The organism is Micromonospora sp. ATLC20, assembly GCF_057196585.1.
In genome coordinates this window covers 1-15,220 of the sequence record NZ_JBXUOV010000136.1, presented here as the reverse complement: position 1 = coordinate 15,220, position 15,220 = coordinate 1, and the positions used below count along the sequence as shown (strand labels likewise).

At 73.3% G+C, this 15,220-nt stretch carries 15 protein-coding genes; 10 read left to right on the top strand and 5 right to left on the bottom strand.

The genetic code is table 11. The annotated features are described in order from the left end of the window. Positions 1-284 precede the first annotated feature (284 nt). Together AC2CHG_RS23210 and AC2CHG_RS23205 are read right to left on the bottom strand one after the other, a co-directional pair. On the bottom strand, positions 285-1,106 hold the full coding sequence (locus AC2CHG_RS23210; RefSeq protein ID WP_484525560.1) for a hypothetical protein: 822 nt from the start codon (positions 1,104-1,106) through the stop codon (positions 285-287). Between the two features lie 41 nt (positions 1,107-1,147). Beyond that, the gene (locus AC2CHG_RS23205; RefSeq protein WP_139135452.1) at positions 1,148-1,339 is read right to left on the bottom strand and encodes a hypothetical protein; all 192 of its coding nucleotides are present in this window, start codon (positions 1,337-1,339) and stop codon (positions 1,148-1,150) included. Here AC2CHG_RS23205 and AC2CHG_RS23200 point away from each other — a divergent pair. Together AC2CHG_RS23200 and AC2CHG_RS23195 are read left to right on the top strand one after the other, a co-directional pair. Next, a complete protein-coding gene (locus AC2CHG_RS23200; RefSeq protein WP_484525559.1) occupies positions 1,338-2,126 on the top strand; it encodes a hypothetical protein in 789 nt (262 codons plus the stop codon). The two genes, AC2CHG_RS23205 and AC2CHG_RS23200, sit on opposite strands and share 2 nt — an antisense overlap. 41 nt (positions 2,127-2,167) lie before the next feature. Further along, positions 2,168-2,557, top strand: coding sequence for a hypothetical protein (locus AC2CHG_RS23195; RefSeq protein ID WP_030274248.1), 390 nt, complete (start codon positions 2,168-2,170; stop codon positions 2,555-2,557). 69 nt (positions 2,558-2,626) lie between these two features. Here AC2CHG_RS23195 and AC2CHG_RS23190 read toward each other — a convergent pair whose 3' ends face one another. Beyond that, complete coding sequence (locus tag AC2CHG_RS23190) at positions 2,627-3,937, bottom strand: serine hydrolase domain-containing protein (protein ID WP_484525558.1); 1,311 nt, start codon at positions 3,935-3,937, stop codon at positions 2,627-2,629. 98 nt (positions 3,938-4,035) lie between these two features. On the opposite strand from AC2CHG_RS23190, the gene AC2CHG_RS23185 reads away from it, so the two are divergent. From AC2CHG_RS23185 to AC2CHG_RS23170, 4 genes are all read left to right on the top strand, one after another. Then, on the top strand, positions 4,036-4,509 hold the full coding sequence (locus AC2CHG_RS23185) for an NfeD family protein (RefSeq protein ID WP_120568994.1): 474 nt from the start codon (positions 4,036-4,038) through the stop codon (positions 4,507-4,509). 5 nt (positions 4,510-4,514) lie between these two features. After that, positions 4,515-5,621 carry an SPFH domain-containing protein gene (locus tag AC2CHG_RS23180; protein WP_363927560.1) on the top strand — a complete coding sequence of 369 codons (1,107 nt, stop codon included), beginning with the start codon at positions 4,515-4,517 and terminating at the stop codon, positions 5,619-5,621. Between the two features lie 128 nt (positions 5,622-5,749). Beyond that, positions 5,750-6,553 (top strand): hypothetical protein, encoded by an 804-nt coding sequence (locus AC2CHG_RS23175; protein WP_013475946.1) that lies wholly within the window; start codon positions 5,750-5,752, stop codon positions 6,551-6,553. Between the two features lie 91 nt (positions 6,554-6,644). Then, positions 6,645-8,846: a transglycosylase domain-containing protein gene (locus AC2CHG_RS23170; RefSeq protein ID WP_484525557.1), complete on the top strand. Its 2,202-nt coding sequence runs from the start codon at positions 6,645-6,647 to the stop codon at positions 8,844-8,846. A 9-nt stretch (positions 8,847-8,855) separates the two neighbouring features. Here the strand turns inward: AC2CHG_RS23170 and AC2CHG_RS23165 are convergent, their stop codons facing one another. Next, positions 8,856-9,068 (bottom strand): hypothetical protein, encoded by a 213-nt coding sequence (locus AC2CHG_RS23165; protein WP_484525556.1) that lies wholly within the window; start codon positions 9,066-9,068, stop codon positions 8,856-8,858. Between the two features lie 206 nt (positions 9,069-9,274). Here AC2CHG_RS23165 and AC2CHG_RS23160 point away from each other — a divergent pair, with 206 nt between their 5' ends. Further along, on the top strand, positions 9,275-9,835 hold the full coding sequence (locus tag AC2CHG_RS23160) for a dihydrofolate reductase family protein (RefSeq protein WP_484525555.1): 561 nt from the start codon (positions 9,275-9,277) through the stop codon (positions 9,833-9,835). Positions 9,836-9,839: 4 nt separating this feature from the next. Here AC2CHG_RS23160 and AC2CHG_RS23155 read toward each other — a convergent pair whose 3' ends face one another. After that, on the bottom strand, positions 9,840-11,672 hold the full coding sequence (locus AC2CHG_RS23155) for a thiamine pyrophosphate-requiring protein (RefSeq protein WP_484525554.1): 1,833 nt from the start codon (positions 11,670-11,672) through the stop codon (positions 9,840-9,842). Positions 11,673-11,774: 102 nt separating this feature from the next. Here AC2CHG_RS23155 and AC2CHG_RS23150 point away from each other — a divergent pair, with 102 nt between their 5' ends. The 3 genes from AC2CHG_RS23150 to AC2CHG_RS23140 form a co-directional block, all read left to right on the top strand. Then, positions 11,775-12,587 (top strand): TrmH family RNA methyltransferase, encoded by an 813-nt coding sequence (locus AC2CHG_RS23150; protein WP_402809148.1) that lies wholly within the window; start codon positions 11,775-11,777, stop codon positions 12,585-12,587. Between the two features lie 57 nt (positions 12,588-12,644). Continuing rightward, positions 12,645-14,096, top strand: coding sequence for an argininosuccinate synthase (gene argG, locus AC2CHG_RS23145; protein ID WP_402809016.1), 1,452 nt, complete (start codon positions 12,645-12,647; stop codon positions 14,094-14,096). Between the two features lie 108 nt (positions 14,097-14,204). After that, on the top strand, positions 14,205-15,220 hold a 1,016-nt coding region (locus AC2CHG_RS23140; RefSeq protein WP_484525553.1), incomplete at its 3' end, for a PucR family transcriptional regulator ligand-binding domain-containing protein.

The window sequence follows — 15,220 nt, the reverse complement described above, 5'->3', positions numbered from 1 at the left end:
GGCGCGCTGGGCGCGCTGGGCGCGCTGGGCGCGCTGGGCGCGCTGGGCGCGGTGGGCGCGGTGGGCGCGGTGGGCGCGGTGGGGTTGGTGCTGTGGTGCTTCTGGGTGCGCTGCTCGCGGTCACCCCTTGGGTTGGTCGAGATCTTGGTAGGAAACGGCCCTCATGGGGGCCGTTTCCTACCAAGATCTTTGTGCGTTCCGGCTTGTAGGACGGCGATCCTGGGAAGTGGGCGGCGGGCGGGTGTTGACGGGGTGCTGGATCCTGGTGCGGACCGGCGCCGGCGTCAGGGGGCGGTGATCAGGGCGATCAAGGTGTCGCGGGCGGTACGGACTGCGGCCCGGGACTCGTCGGTGTGGTCCAGCGCGTCGAATCCGTGCTGCCCGTTCGGCACGTCCACCACGCACAGCGGGATGCCACGCCGCCGCGCGACCACAGTGAACGCCTCGATGGTGGGGGCGACCTCGGGCCGTTCCCGCCCCGCCCGGGTCAGTACGAGCGTCGGCCGCGCCGCGCCCTCCGCATGCGCGGCGTCGACGTTCGCGGCGTCGACGTTCGCGGCGTCGGGGGAGGCGGTGCCGGACGGAGTGGCGGCGTCCGGGTCTGTGGGCAGGTCGAGGGCGTCGATCGGGCGGAAGCGCGGGTCCACCGGCGGCCATCCGGGCAGCGGCGCCAGCAGCGGATACGTCGCCGCCACGCCGCGCAGCCAGGCGGGCGGGTCGCGGAGCCAGTCGCCGATCAGCAGGCCGGCGCCGGAGAAGAACCAGAGGCCGAGCCGGTCGGCGTCGACGCGTGGGTCGGCGCGGAGCAGTTCGGCGGCGGCGGCCACCCGGGCGGCGACCGTGTACAGGTCGTCCGGGCTCGCCACGGTGAGCCGGGGGATCGCGGCCAGCACGCCCGCCTCGGCGAGCAGTGCGCCGTAGCCCCGGTAGAGCGGCCAGTCCCGCGCGTCGGGGGCCTCGGGCGGTCCCGGTACGCCGTGCACGACGACGACCGCGGGATGCCGGCCGTCGCCGGCGGGTACGTGCAGGTCGACGTCACCGTGCCGTTCCACGGCAGCGGGTGGGGGATCGAGGACGAACGGGCTCTCCCAGAAAACGGTTCCCATCACGACGATGGTAGGAGAATCCGCCGCCCTCGACTGTCCGGTCAGGACGACGACGAGGCCTTGGCGTGCCGTTCGCGCAGCCGGTCCCGGATCTCCTCCGGGGTGTACGCCCGGCGCCGCCGTTCGGCCCGCGCCACCACCACGCCGGTCGCCGCGACGCCGGCGAGACCCGCGAGACCGAGTACCTTCCACCACCGCATCCGTTGCCGCATCCGCATAGGGTAGTCCTCCATGAGCATCAGCCTGGACGAGGCCGTGGAGCTGACCCGTACCGGCGATCTGTGGGTGTTCCGCGGACGCAGCGTGCCCGACCGGGCCATCCAGCTCACCACGAACAGCCCGGTGAACCACGTGGGCATGGCGGTGGTGCTCGACGACATGCCGCCGCTGATGTGGCACGCCGAGCTGGGCCGTTCGCTGCCGGACATGTGGACCGGCACGCATCAGCGTGGCGTGCAGCTGCACGACCTGCGGGACGCGGTCTGCGTCTGGGCCAACCGGTACGGCCAGCGGGGTTGGCTGCGCCAGCTCGAACCGCCGGCGGACACCGCGATGGAGGAGGCGGTGCTGCGTACCGTGGCGCGTCTGGACGGGACGCCGTTCCCGTCCACCGCGCAGCTCGCCTGGCGGTGGGCGCGGGGCCGGCTGCCGCACCCGCGCCGCCTGAGCCTCGGCGGCCTCCGGGGCGGGGCCGGCGACCGGAACCAGCTCGGCATCCTGAGCAGGATCATCGACCGGGGCGAGACCGGCCGCCAGGGCAGGGCCGGCGAGACCGGCGGCCGAGGCGAGACCGGTGACCGGGGCGAGACCGGCGACACCACCAGGGAGAACGCGGCGGCGCTGGAGACGGCGTACTGCGCCGAGGTGGTCGCGGTGACCTACGAGGCGATGGGTCTGCTGCCCGCCGGGCGGCGGCCCAACTGGTACGACCCGGGGCGGTTCTGGAGCGGCGACGACCTGGCCCTCAGCGGCGGCGCGCACCTCGGCGCCGAGATCGAGGTGCGGATCCCGCCGCGCTGAGGAAGGTTTGCCGCGAGGGCGCGCCGGTAATGAGGAGCGTCGTGACGGCTTCCACCGACCTCGACACGCTCACCGACTTCTTCGACCGGTACGGCGTGGCGCTGACCACCGCCGACGTGCCGGCCATCGCCGGCTGCTACGCCCTGCCCGGGCTGGTGGTCGCCGACACCTACAGCTTCTCGTTCACATCGCCGGCGGCCGTGGCGCTCAGTTTCGTCGGCGCCGCGCCTGACTACCAGGAGCGGGAACTCGTCGCGGCGAACGCGCAGATCGAGGACGTGCAGCAGATCTCGGCGCTGCTCACCGAGGTGGCGGTGCGCTGGGAGTTCCTGGACAGTCAGGGAGGCGCGGTCCCCGGCGAGCGCTACCGCTATCTGCTGCGCACCACCGAGGACGGGCCGGTGATCTGCACCGTCATCCGTACCGCCTGATCGTGGTGGGGGGGGGGGGGGGGGGGGGGGGGGGGGGGGGGGGGGGGGGGGGGCCGGGGGCGAGGGCTGTCAGGGGAGTTCGTCGGGGGTGCGGGTCAGGAGGAAGGTGGCTATGTCCAGGGCTACCGGGGTGCCGGAACGGTCGCGGATCACCGTCAGGATCTCGCCGTCCTGGGAGCCGGAGCGGCCCCGCCACCGGTCCGGGCCCTCCGGCGTGAAGCGGAGCAGCGGCCTGCCCACCTGACCGCCGACCAGGTCGCCGGCGGCGTCGACGCGGAACTCGTATTCGCCGCCCATCCACCACCAACGGCCGGTCAGCGCGGCCACGTCGGCGGCGGGCGGGTCGGCCGGGCGCCAGGGCGCGGGCGCGGCCGGTTCGGCGTCCAGCACCAGCGTGAGCGCCTCGCGGCCGAGCGCGCCGATGTGGTGGCCGCGCAGCCCGTACGCGTTGGCGAAGTTGACCACGGCGGTGCGTGTCGGCCGGTGCACGGCCAGGCCGGCGACGTACCCGGGCATGGAGCCGCCGTGCCCGACGTACACCCGGTCGCCGACCCGGTAGAGCTCGATGCCGAGGCCGTGCCCGCCGGTCCACGAGTCCAGGTCGTTGATCACCAGAGGCGCGCACATCTCGGTGAGCGTGGCGGGGGAGAGCAGCGCCGGGTCCGGGTCGGCCAGGAACGCCGCCCAGCGGCCCAGGTCCTCGACAGTCGACCAGAGCTGCCCGGCCGGGGCCATCGCCCCGGTGTCGGTACGCGGCTCCTCCCGCAGCGTCTCGTGCCAGGGGTGGACGACGTAGCCGTGGGCGTACGGCTCGGCCGGGTGGTACGTGGTGCGGCGCATGCCCAGCGGCGTCAGCAGCCGCTCGGTCAGCAGCTCCGCCCACGGCGTGCCGGTGATCCGTTCCAGGACGGCGCCGAGCAGCCCGTACGCCAGGTTCGAGTAGTGGTAGACGAAGTGCGGCGGATAGGCGATCTTGCCCGGTGTCAGCCCGGCCAGCAGCGTGTCCAGGTCCATGCCCTCGGCGCGTTCCCACCAGTCGCCGTCCGGCTCGCGTTGCAGGCCGCCGACGTGGCCGAGCAGTTGGCGCACGGTCACCGCGCCGACCGGGGTGCCGGGCAGGTGGGCGTCGAGCGGGTCGTCGAGCGCCAGCCGCCCGGCGTCGCGCTGCTGCATCACCAGCAGCGCGGTCATGGTCTTGGTGATCGAGCCGACCCGGTACTGCAGGTCGCCGTCGGGGCGGGGCGTCTCACCGGCGACCGCCAGGTGTGCCAGGCGGCCGTCGCGGACCACGCCGAGGGCGAGCGAGGGGCCCCGCCCCTCGGCCTGGGCCCGGGCGACCAGCAGGTCCACCTGACGCGCGGTCTCGGGCAGCAGGGGCATGTCGTCCTCCTCGTCGGCCGGCGGCGCGGTACGCCGTGCCGAGCCTAGCGATCATGACAGTTCGATGACACGTGCGTTGACGTGTCAGGATTGGTCTCGTGGACGCCGTCTTCTGGATCGTTCTGGGTGTGGTATTAGCGGTCGCCGAGATCTTCACGACGACGCTCTTCCTGATCATGTTCGGGGTCGGGGCGTTCGCCGCCGCCGGCGCCGCGGCGCTCGGTGCGCCGGTGGCGCTCCAGGCGGTGATCTTCGCGGTGGTGTCGGCGCTTTCGGTGGCGGTGGTCCGTCCGGTGGTCCGGCGGCACGCCCGGCCGGCGCTGGAGACCGGGGAGCAGCCGTTCGGGGTCGAGGCGCTGGAAGGGGCCACCGCTGTGGTCCTGGAGCCGGTCGACGCCGACCGGGGCATGGTCAAGATCGATGGTGAGCTGTGGACGGCCCGCTCGTACGACGCGACGCGCACGTACGCCGAGGGTGAGCGGGTGCAGGTGATCAAGGTCCGGGGCGCTACCGCCCTGGTATGGCAGGACGACATTTCCACCCCGGGCGAGCTGCCCGAAGCGAAAAGGTGAACGGTATGGAGTTTCTGGCGATCCTGATGATCGCGGTGGCGTTGATCGGTGTGGTGACGCTGTTCAAGGCGGTACGGATCGTGCCGCAGCAGCGTCAGGACGTGGTGGAGCGGCTGGGCCGGTACAAGCGCACGCTGAACCCGGGCCTCAACCTGCTGGTGCCGTTCGTCGACGCGGTGCGCACCAAGGTCGACATGCGCGAGCAGGTGGTCAGCTTCCCGCCGCAGCCGGTGATCACCTCCGACAACCTGGTCGTCTCGATCGACACGGTCCTCTACTTCAAGGTGGTCGACTCGGTTCGCGCCACCTACGAGATCTCCAACTTCCTCCAGGCCATCGAGCAGCTCACCGTCACCACGCTGCGTAACGTGATCGGCTCGCTGGACCTGGAGCGCGCGCTGACCAGCCGCGAGGAGATCAACCGGCACCTGTCCGGCGTGCTGGACGAGACCACCGGCCGCTGGGGCATCAAGGTGACCCGGGTCGAGATCAAGGCGATCGAGCCGCCGCCGAGCATCCGCGACTCGATGGAGAAGCAGATGCGCGCCGAGCGGGACCGCCGCGCCGCGATCCTCAACGCCGAGGGGCACAAGCAGTCGCAGATCCTCACCGCCGAGGGTGAGAAGCAGGCCGCGGTGCTGCGCGCCGACGGTGACCGGCAGGCCCGGATCCTGCAGGCGGAGGGCCAGGCCAAGGCGATCCGTACTGTCTTCGACGCGATCCACACCGCCAACCCGAGCCAGAAGGTGCTTGCGTACCAGTACCTCCAGGCGCTGCCGCAGATCGCCAACGGCACCGCCAACAAGGTGTGGATCGTCCCGACCGAGCTGACCAAGGCCCTGGAGGGCATGGGTGGCGCGCTGGGCGGCCTGGCCAACATGGTCGGCGACCAGCCGTCGCCGGAGGCCGCCAAGAGCGCCGGCGAGGTCGAGCGGGAGGCCGCGGAGGCCGCCCAGGCCGCGGCCATCGCCGCCCAGGAGATCCACGACGAGGTACGCGTGGCCGAGGCGCAGGCCACCGGCGGCAACACCCCGCAGGGTCTGCCCGCGCCGGAGCCGGTGTCCCCGGCCAGCCTGGTGAACGACCCGGCGGACCAGCGCGAGCGGGGCTGACCGGCAAATCCGAGAATCCCTCATACGGCGCTCCGGCGACTGCCACCATCGGTTTCAGGACGGGTGGTGAGCAGGGCCGGAGCGCCGTTGCGCGTCCCGGGCCATCCGCGGCGCGAACGAGGTGAGGCATGAAGGACCCGGCGAACCGGCTGTTCTCCCGTACCCCGGTCCCCGGCGCGCACGACCCCGCCGGGCCGATCGGCTCCCGGCGTACCGGAGGGGGTTTCGGGGTCCTGCCGTTCGTCTCCGAACCCGGCCCGGGAGCGCCGGCCACCGACGCGACCTGGGCCTGGTCGATCCGCCGGTTCGCCCGCGCGGCGGTCTGGCTGCTCCCGGCGTACGCGGTCCTCTACGGCCTGGTGGCGATGGCCAGCGACGGCGGCGTCGGCAACGACCCGTACCCGGCCGACGGCCGGCCGCTCTACCTGGTCGGCTGGGTCGCCTCGGTGTGGCTGGGGCTGCTCGCCCTGCTGGCGCTCACCGGCCTGCTCGCCGCCACCCGCTGCCGCCGCGTCGCACTGGCCGGGCTGCTGGCGAGCATCGGCGGGATGGTGCTGATGCTGCCGTTCGCCGGGCTGGCCGAGCAGACGCCGGTGTTCGGCGTGACCGCGCGCGGCATCGTGCTGTTCGGCGCCACCCTCTACAGCGTGGGCTGGTTCCTCACCGGCTGGTCGGTCGCCCGGTCCGGGATGTTCTCCTACGGCGACGGGACGATGCTGATGATCGCCGCCCCGCTGCTCGGCCTGGGTGGCGCGCTGATCGGCTCGCTCCAGACGTTCGGCGCGATCTTCGTGCTGGTCGCCGGCATCGGCATCGGCTACCGCAGCGGCCGCCTGGTGCCCGAGACCATCGCCCGGGACGCCGCCGCGGCGAGCGTCGCCGCCGCGCCGGTGCCGCCGACGTCACCGAAGGGCCCACTCGGGGCGGGCTGACCGTTTCTTCAGCTGGGCGGTCGCCGTGAAGTAACTGACAGTTGCCTGGCGAGGTGGCCGGTAGGCGGCTTTCGTGGCAATCCTGGAGTCCATGCCGTCTCCCAGGTCGCCGCTGTCGCGGCTGTTCACCGTGCTGCTGGCCGGCCTGCTCGCCGGGCTCGTCCTCGCGCTCGCCGCGCTTCCCGGCGGCCTGCTCGGCGGGTTCGCCGCCCGGGCCGCGCTCGGCGCGTACGCGGAGCTGCCCGACGCGCTGCGCACCCCCATGCAGCCGCAGCGCTCCTACCTCTACGCCAACGACGGCAAGACGCTGATCACCACGTTCTACGACGTGAACCGCACCGACGTGCCGCTGGCCGAGATCGCCCCGGTGATGCGGCAGGCGATCATCGCGGCCGAGGACCGGCGGTTCTACTCGCACGGCGGCGCTGACCTGCGCGGCATCGCCCGCGCGCTGGTCGCGAACGTCAAGGGCGGCGGCACCGAGCAGGGCGGCTCCACGCTGACCATGCAGTACGTCCGCAACGTGCTCAAGACCGACCCGAACCGCACCCCGGAGGAGCGGCAGGCCGCCACCGAGCAGACCGTCGGGCGCAAGCTCCAGGAGATCCGGTACGCGAACGCGCTGGAGCAGTCGCTGTCCAAGGACGAGATCCTCAACCGCTACCTCAACATCGCCTACTTCGGTTCCGGCGCGTACGGCGTCGCCGCCGCGAGCCAGCGCTACTTCGGCAAGGCCCCGGCCGACCTGACGCTGGGCGAGGCGTCGCTGCTCGCCGGCCTGGTCCAGTCGCCCGACGCGTACAGCCCGATCGACGGCGACAAGGACCAGGCGCTGGCCCGCCGGGGGTACGTGCTCGACGCGATGGCCGAGACCGGCGCGATCACCGCGCAGCAGGCCGCCGCGGCGAAGGCCGAGCCGCTGACGCTGCGCCCGACGGCCCAGCCCAACGGCTGCACCGCCACCGCCCAGGGGCACGACGACTGGGGCTTCTTCTGCGACTACCTGCGCCGCTGGTGGCTCACCCAGCCGGCCTTCGGCAGCACCCCCGAGGAGCGCGAGCAGGCGCTGCGCCGCGGCGGCTACCGGGTCGTCACCACGCTCGACCCGAAGATCCAGCAGACCGCGCAGGAGCAGGCCACCAAGGTCTACGGGTACGGCAACAAGCGCGCGTTGCCGATCGCGGCGGTCGAGCCCGGCACCGGCCGGGTCCTCGCCATGGCGGTGAACCGGCACTACAGCCTCGACGCCAACCCGGACGGGCAGGCCAACCACCCGAACACGGTCAACCCGCTGATCTCCGGCGGCGCCAGCGTCGACGGCTACCAGGCCGGCTCGACGTTCAAGATGTTCACCATGCTGGCCGCGCTGGAGGCCGGCAAGCCGCTGTCCACCGGCTTCGACGCCCCCAGCAGGCTGCCCACCCGGTACGCCTCGGACGACGAGGGCAACTGCGACGGCACGTGGTGCCCGGCCAACGCCAACCCGCAGTGGATGGACGGCTACCGGATGATGTGGGACGGCTTCGGCCGGTCCGTCAACACGTACTTCGTCTGGCTGGCCGAGCAGGTCGGCGAGGACAAGGTGGTGGAGATGGCCCAGCGTCTCGGCATCACCTTCCGGGCCGACTCCGACGCCGCGTTCGCCCGCGACAACGCCGCCAACTGGGGCGCGTTCACGCTCGGCGTCGCCGCCACCACCCCGCTGGACCTGGCGAACGCGTACGCCACGGTGGCCGCCGAGGGCACGTACTGCACGCCGCTGCCGGTGGTGTCGGTGACCGCGCCCGACGGTGACGCCGTCGACGTGGCGCAGCCGTCCTGCAAGCGGGTGCTCGAACCGGACGTGGCCCGCGCCGCCACCGACGCGGCCCGCTGCCCGGTCGGCCAGCAGTCCGCGTTCGACCAGTGCAACGGCGGCACCGCCACCGCCGTCGACTCGATCGTCGGCCGCCCGGTGGCCGGCAAGACCGGCAGCTCGGAGCGCAACGCCACCGAGACGTTCGTCGGCTACACCCCGCAGGTCGCGGTCGCCGGCATCGCCGCCAACCCGGACGACGTCACCGACCTGGTCGGCTCCGCCGTGCAGGCGAAGGTGATCGACGCGGTGGCCCGGACCATCAAGACGGCGCTCACCGGCAAGCCGGTGGCCGACTTCACCGCGCCGAGCCGGGCGCTGGTCGGCGACCCGCAGCGCCCGCAGCCGCCCCGGCGGACCGAGCCGGACCGCCGCGAGCAGCGCCAGGAGAGCGAGCTGCCCTCCGACGTGCTGCGCTGGCTGCGCGAGCGGGGGTAACGGCCCCTCTCACCGCCGGGCCGCACGCACCGCCGCGTCGAGGGCGGCGGCCACCTCGTCCGGGGTGCCGTCGCCGTCGAGCGTGACGAACGAGCCGAACTCCGGCAGCGCCCGGTACGCGCCGTCCAGCGCGCGCAGGTGCGCCAGTTCCTCGGTGTCGATGCCCCGCGCGGCCACCCGCCGCTGCGCCACCTCGGGCGAGGTGCCCAGGAAGCACACCACCGCCGGGCGCGGGAAGAACGCGTAGACGGCGCGCCTTTCCGGAGCCGTCGACGCCGATCAGTGCGATCATCACGGGACGGCCCACAGCCCCGGACGCTAACGCACCCGGACAACCATGCAGGTGACGTGTCGGATCCGGTCCGGCGGCTCCGACCCACCGGTGAGCGCGCCCGGCCGGGACGCGCCGCGACGCGGAGGAACACATCATGGGCAACGTCATCTACGGGGTGCACACGTCGGTCGACGGCTTCATTGAGGGCCCGAACGGCGAGTTCGACTGGCCGGAGATGGGGGAGGAGCTGTCCGCGTACTCGATCGGGCTGGCCGAGCGGGCCGACGCCTTCGTCTACGGGCGGCGGGTGTGGGAGATGATGTCCTCCTACTGGCCGCAGGTCGAGTCGATCTCCGACCACCCGCACGACCTGGCGTTCGCGCCGGTCTGGCGGCGTACCCCGAAGGTCGTGGTCTCGCGGACGCTCGCCGAGGCGGGCCACGGCGCCCTGGTGGTCGGCGGCGGCGACCTGGCGAAGGAGTTCGCCGACGTCCGCGAGCGGTTCCCCGGCGACCTGCTGGTCACCGGCGGCACCGGGGCGGCGACGGCGCTGGCCGCGCTCGGGCTCGTCGACACCTACGAGGTGATCGTGCACCCGGTGGTGCTCGGCGGCGGACGGCAGGTGCTGCCCGGCCTGGCCCGGCAGGGCCTGCGGCTGGTCGAGACGCGCGCCTTCGACGGACGGTCGGTGCTGCTGCGCTACGCGCGGGCCTGACGCCTCAGCGGCCCCGGCGGCGGGGCCGGTACGTGGCGAGCGCGGCCGGTACGCCGCGCCGCACGATGCCGGCCCGGTCGCTGTCCCCGCGCAGCACCGCGGCGGCGGTCTTGCGGGCCTGCTCGGCGGTGAAGTGCGGCGGCAGCATCAGCTCGGCCGGGTCCACCACCGCGTTGACCACCACCGGGCGGTCCGCGTCGAGCACCCGCTGCCACAGGCCGTCCACCCGGCCGGGGGAGTCGACCAGCTCACCGCCGAGGCCCAGCACCTCGGCCCACCTGTGGTACGCCACGTCCGGCAGGTCCTGGCTGTCCGGGAACATCGGCGTGCCCTCGCTGGAGCGCTGCTCCCAGCTGACGAACGCGAGGTCCCGGTTGTTGAGCACCAGCACGACGAACCGGGGGTCGGACCACTCCCGCCAGTACTTCGCCACCGTGATCAGCTCGTTGACGCCGTTCATCTGCATCGCGCCGTCGCCGAGCAGCGCGATCACCGGGCGGTCCGGGTGGGCGAACTTCGCCGCCAGCGCGTACGGCATCCCGCCGCCCATGGAGAGCAGCGTGCCGGAGAGGCTGGCCAGCATGCCGGGGCGGACCCGTACGTGCCGGGCGTACCAGACGGTGGCGGTGCCGCAGTCGACGGCGAGCATGGCGTCCTCGGGTAGCGCGTCGTCGAGCGTGGTGAACAGCGACTGCGGGTTGACCGGGTCGGCGGGCTGGGCGGCGACCTCGCGTTGCGAGGCCCGCCACTTGCCGGTGGCGTCGGCGAGGGTGGCCCGCCAGGCGGTCGGTCCCGGCCCCGGGCCCAGTTCCTCGAGCAGGGCGCGCAGCGTCGGCCCGGCGTCGCCGGTCAGGTTCACCTCGGTCGGGTAGCGCAGCCCCATCCGGGTGCCGTCGATGTCGATCTGCACCGCCCGGGCCTGGCCCTCCGGGGGATAGAACTCCGAGTAGGGCATCTGGCTGCCGACGATCAGCAGCCGGTCGCACTCGCGCATGAGCTGCCAGCTCGGGCGGCTGCCGAGCAGGCCGATCGCGCCGGTCACCCAGGGCTGCCGGTGGTCGACGGCGGTGAAGCCGAGCAGCGCGGTGGCGACCCCGGCGCCGAGCCGGTCGGCGATCCGGCGTACCTCGTCCTCGGCGCCCAGCGCGCCCTGCCCGACGAGCATCGCCACCCGCGCGCCGCCGCGCAGCACCTCGGCGGCGCGGCGCACGTCGGCCTCCGGCGGCACTGTCGGCTCGCTGCTCGGCACGGCGCTGGTGTGGTAGTAGCCGTGGGCGTGCGGCGGGTGCGGCACCGCCGGCAGGTCCTGCACGTCGGAGGGGAGAACCAGGGCGGTCACGGTACGCCGGGCGAGCGCGGTGCGGCAGGCCCGGTCGACCAGGTGCCGGGCCTGGGACGGGTCGTCGAGCTGGGCCAGGAAGGCCGACGCCACGTCCTTGTAGAGGGAGAGCAGGTCCACCTCCTGGTAGTAGCCGCCGCCCTCGGCTGGTAGCGCGGTGTGCCCGAGCAGCGCCACCACCGGCTGGTGGTCGAGCTTGGCGTCGTAGAGGCCGTTGAGGGCGTGGATCGCGCCCGGACCGCTTGTCACCACCACGCAGCCGAGCGGGCCGCCGCCGTACTTGACGTGCGCGCCGGCCGCGAACCCGGCTGTCTCCTCGTGCCGGACCTGGATGAACCGGGCCCGCCCCTCGGCGCGCTGCAACGCCGAGGTCATGCCGTTGATCCCGTCGCCCGGGTAGCCGTAGTAGCGGTGCACGCCCCATTCGGCGAGCCGGGCCACCAGGTAGTCGGCGACTGTGGCGTCGCGGGGGAGGTTGCCGTCGTGATCCGCGCCCATCGTGGTCCCTCCGTCACCGTCGGCCTCCCGGCTTGCTTCCCCGCCCGGGACGCCGGAAACCCGGCCCGCGCCGGAGCGGCCGGGCGGGCCGGGCAGAATCGCCTGGTGCCCGTCCACGAGATCACCGACCCCGACGACGACCGGATCGCCGACTACCGCGCGCTCACCGACGTGGAGCTGCGTACCCGCTGGGAACCGCCGCACGGGTTGTTCATCGCCGAGGGGGAGCTGGTGCTGCGGCGGGCGCTGCGGGCCGGCTACCCGGCCCGGTCGTACCTGGTCGACGCCAAGCGGGTGGACCAGCTCGCTGATCTGGACACCGGTGACGCGCCGGTGTACGCGGCCACGCCGGACGTGCTCCAGCGCGCCACCGGCTTCCACGTGCACCGGGGCGTGCTCGCGTCGTTCCACCGCAAGCCGCTGCGCTCCGCCGACGAGGTGCTCGCCGCCGCCCGGCGGGTGGTGATCCTGGAGGACGTCAACAACCACACCAACCTGGGCGCGATCTTCCGGGGTGCCGCCGCGCTCGGCGTCGACGCGGTGCTGCTGTCCCCGACCTGCGCCGACCCGCTGTACCGGCGCAGCGTACGGGTGAGCATGGGCGAGGTGTTCGCGGTGCCGTACGCCAAGCTCGAGCGCTGGCCCGACGGGCTGGACCAGGTCCGGGCGGCCGGGTTCACGGTGCTCGCGATGACACCAGCGCCTGATGCCGTACCGATGCAGCGGCTGACCCCGGCGCAGCGGGAGCGGGCGGCGTTGCTGCTCGGGGCGGAGGGGCCGGGGCTGACCGCGGCGGCGCAGGCCGCCAGCGACGTGCGGGTGGTGATCCCGATGCGGCGTGGCGTGGACTCGCTGAACGTGGCCGCAGCCGCAGCGGTGGCGTTCTGGGAGCTGGGGCGTGAGGACCCGCTCTGACGACGGGCTCCGACGACCGGCTTGCATGACCATGCGACGGCGTGCATAATCTTCCTTGTGTCCAAGGTTCTCACCTCCCTGCCCATCGGCGAACGTGTCGGCATCGCCTTCTCCGGCGGCCTCGACACCTCGGTAGCCGTCGCGTGGATGCGCGACAAGGGCGCCGTCCCCTGCGCCTACACCGCTGACATCGGCCAGTACGACGAGCCCGACATCGCCTCGGTGCCCGGCCGCGCGCTCAGCTACGGCGCCGAGGTCGCCCGCCTCGTCGACTGCCGCGCCGCCCTGGTCGAGGAAGGGCTGGCGGCGCTGACCTGTGGCGCCTTCCACATCCGCTCCGGCGGGCGGGCCTACTTCAACACCACGCCGCTGGGCCGCGCCGTCACCGGCACGCTGCTGGTCCGCGCGATGATCGCCGACGACGTGCAGATCTGGGGCGACGGCTCGACGTTCAAGGGCAACGACATCGAGCGGTTCTACCGGTACGGCCTGCTGGCGAACCCGCAGCTGCGGATCTACAAGCCGTGGCTGGACACCGACTTCGTCACCGAGTTGGGCGGGCGCACCGAGATGTCGGAGTGGCTGCTGGAACGCGGCCTGCCCTACCGGGACAGCACCGAGAAGGCGTACTCCACCGACGCCAACATCTGGGGCGCCACCCACGAGGCCAAGACGCTCGAACACCTGGACACCGGCATCGAGACCGTCGAGCCGATCATGGGCGTGAAGTTCTGGGACCCGTCCGTGGAGATCCCCACCGAGGACGTCACCATCGGCTTCGACCAGGGCCGCCCGGTGACGATCAACGGCAAGGAGTTCGGCAGCGCCGTCGACCTGGTGCTGGAGGCCAACGCCATCGGCGGCCGGCACGGCCTGGGCATGTCCGACCAGATCGAGAACCGGATCATCGAGGCCAAGAGCCGGGGCATCTACGAGGCCCCCGGCATGGCGCTGCTGCACGCCGCCTACGAGCGGCTCGTCAACGCCATCCACAACGAGGACACGCTCGCGAACTACCACAACGAGGGCCGCCGCCTCGGCCGCCTCATGTACGAGGGCCGCTGGCTCGATCCGCAGGCGCTGATGCTGCGCGAGTCGCTGCAGCGCTGGGTCGGCACGGCGGTCACCGGCGAGGTCACGCTGCGGCTGCGCCGGGGCGAGGACTACTCGATCCTCGACACCACCGGCCCGTCGTTCAGCTACCACCCGGACAAGCTGTCGATGGAGCGCACCCAGGACTCGGCGTTCGGCCCGGCCGACCGGATCGGCCAGCTCACCATGCGCAACCTGGACATCGCCGACTCCCGGGCGAAGCTGGAGCAGTACGCCTCCGTCGGCATGGTCGGCGGCGGCACCCCGCAGCGAGTGGTAGGCGCCGCCCAGGCGGCCTCGACCGGGCTGATCGGTGCCATGCCGCAGGGCGGCGCCGAGGCCATCGCGTCCCGAGGTGTGCCCACCGCCGAGGACGAGGCGCTCGACCGCGCCGCGATGGAGTTCGGCGTCGACTGATCGCCGCGGCTCGTTCCGTCCGCCCGCCCGCCGGTCCCCGCCTTCCCGGCGGGCCGGCGGGCGGTGTGGCTTTCGGCAACGGTGGTGACGCAGGGTAGCGTGTCGCCCGTGTTCCCTACCGTGCGTGAGGTGCTGGAGCTGCTGCCCGTGCGCCACGGCGCGCCGCGCCTGGTCGCGGGGAACGCCGGACTGGACCGTTCGGTGCGCTGGGTGCACATCGCCGAGGTGCCGGACATCGCCACCCTGCTCGGCGGCGGCGAACTGGTCCTGACCACCGGGATCGGCCTGCCGGGCGACGACGCCGGGCTCCGCGAGTTCATCGGCGCCCTGGCCGACGTCGGCGTCTCCGGGCTGGTGGTCGAACTGGGCCGCCGCTACGTCAGCGGAGTCCCACGCGTGATGGCCGCCGCCGCCGAACGACGCGGACTGCCCCTGATCGAGCTACGCCGGGGCACCCCGTTCGTGCGCATCACCGAGGCGGTGCACGCGCTGATCGTCGACGCCCAGCTCACCGAGCTGCGCGCCACCGAGGAGATCCACCAGCGGTTCACCGAACTGTCAGTGGAGGGCGCCGAACCGGCCGAGGTGCTGCGGCAGGCGGCCGAACTGGCCGGCTGCCCGATGGTGCTGGAGAACCTGTCCCGGCAGGTGCTCGCGTACGACCCGGCGGGGGAGAACGCCCAACTGCTGCTGGACGGCTGGGAACGGCACTCGCGGCAGATCCGCCCGCCCGGGCGCACCGCGTACGACCCGGACAGCGGCTGGCTCGTCACCACAGTCGGCGCGCGGGGACAGGACTGGGGACGGCTGCTGCTGCGCTGGCCGGCCACCGAGTCCACCCCGCCGACCCGGCTGACCATCCTGATCGAACGGGCCGCCTCCACGCTGGCCCTGGGCCGGCTGATCCGGCGCGACGCCGAGGGGCTGGAACGGCAGATCCACCGTACGCTGCTGACCGCCCTGATCGACCACACCCGCCCGGTGGACGAGGTGGCGCTGCGCGCCAAGGCGCTCGGCGTCGTCCTGGACCGCCGCCACCTGGTCGGCGTCGTGGTCCGCCACCGCGCCGACGAGCCGGCCGCCGACACGGGCGCCCCCGACGACGAGCCCGCCGCCCGCCGGGG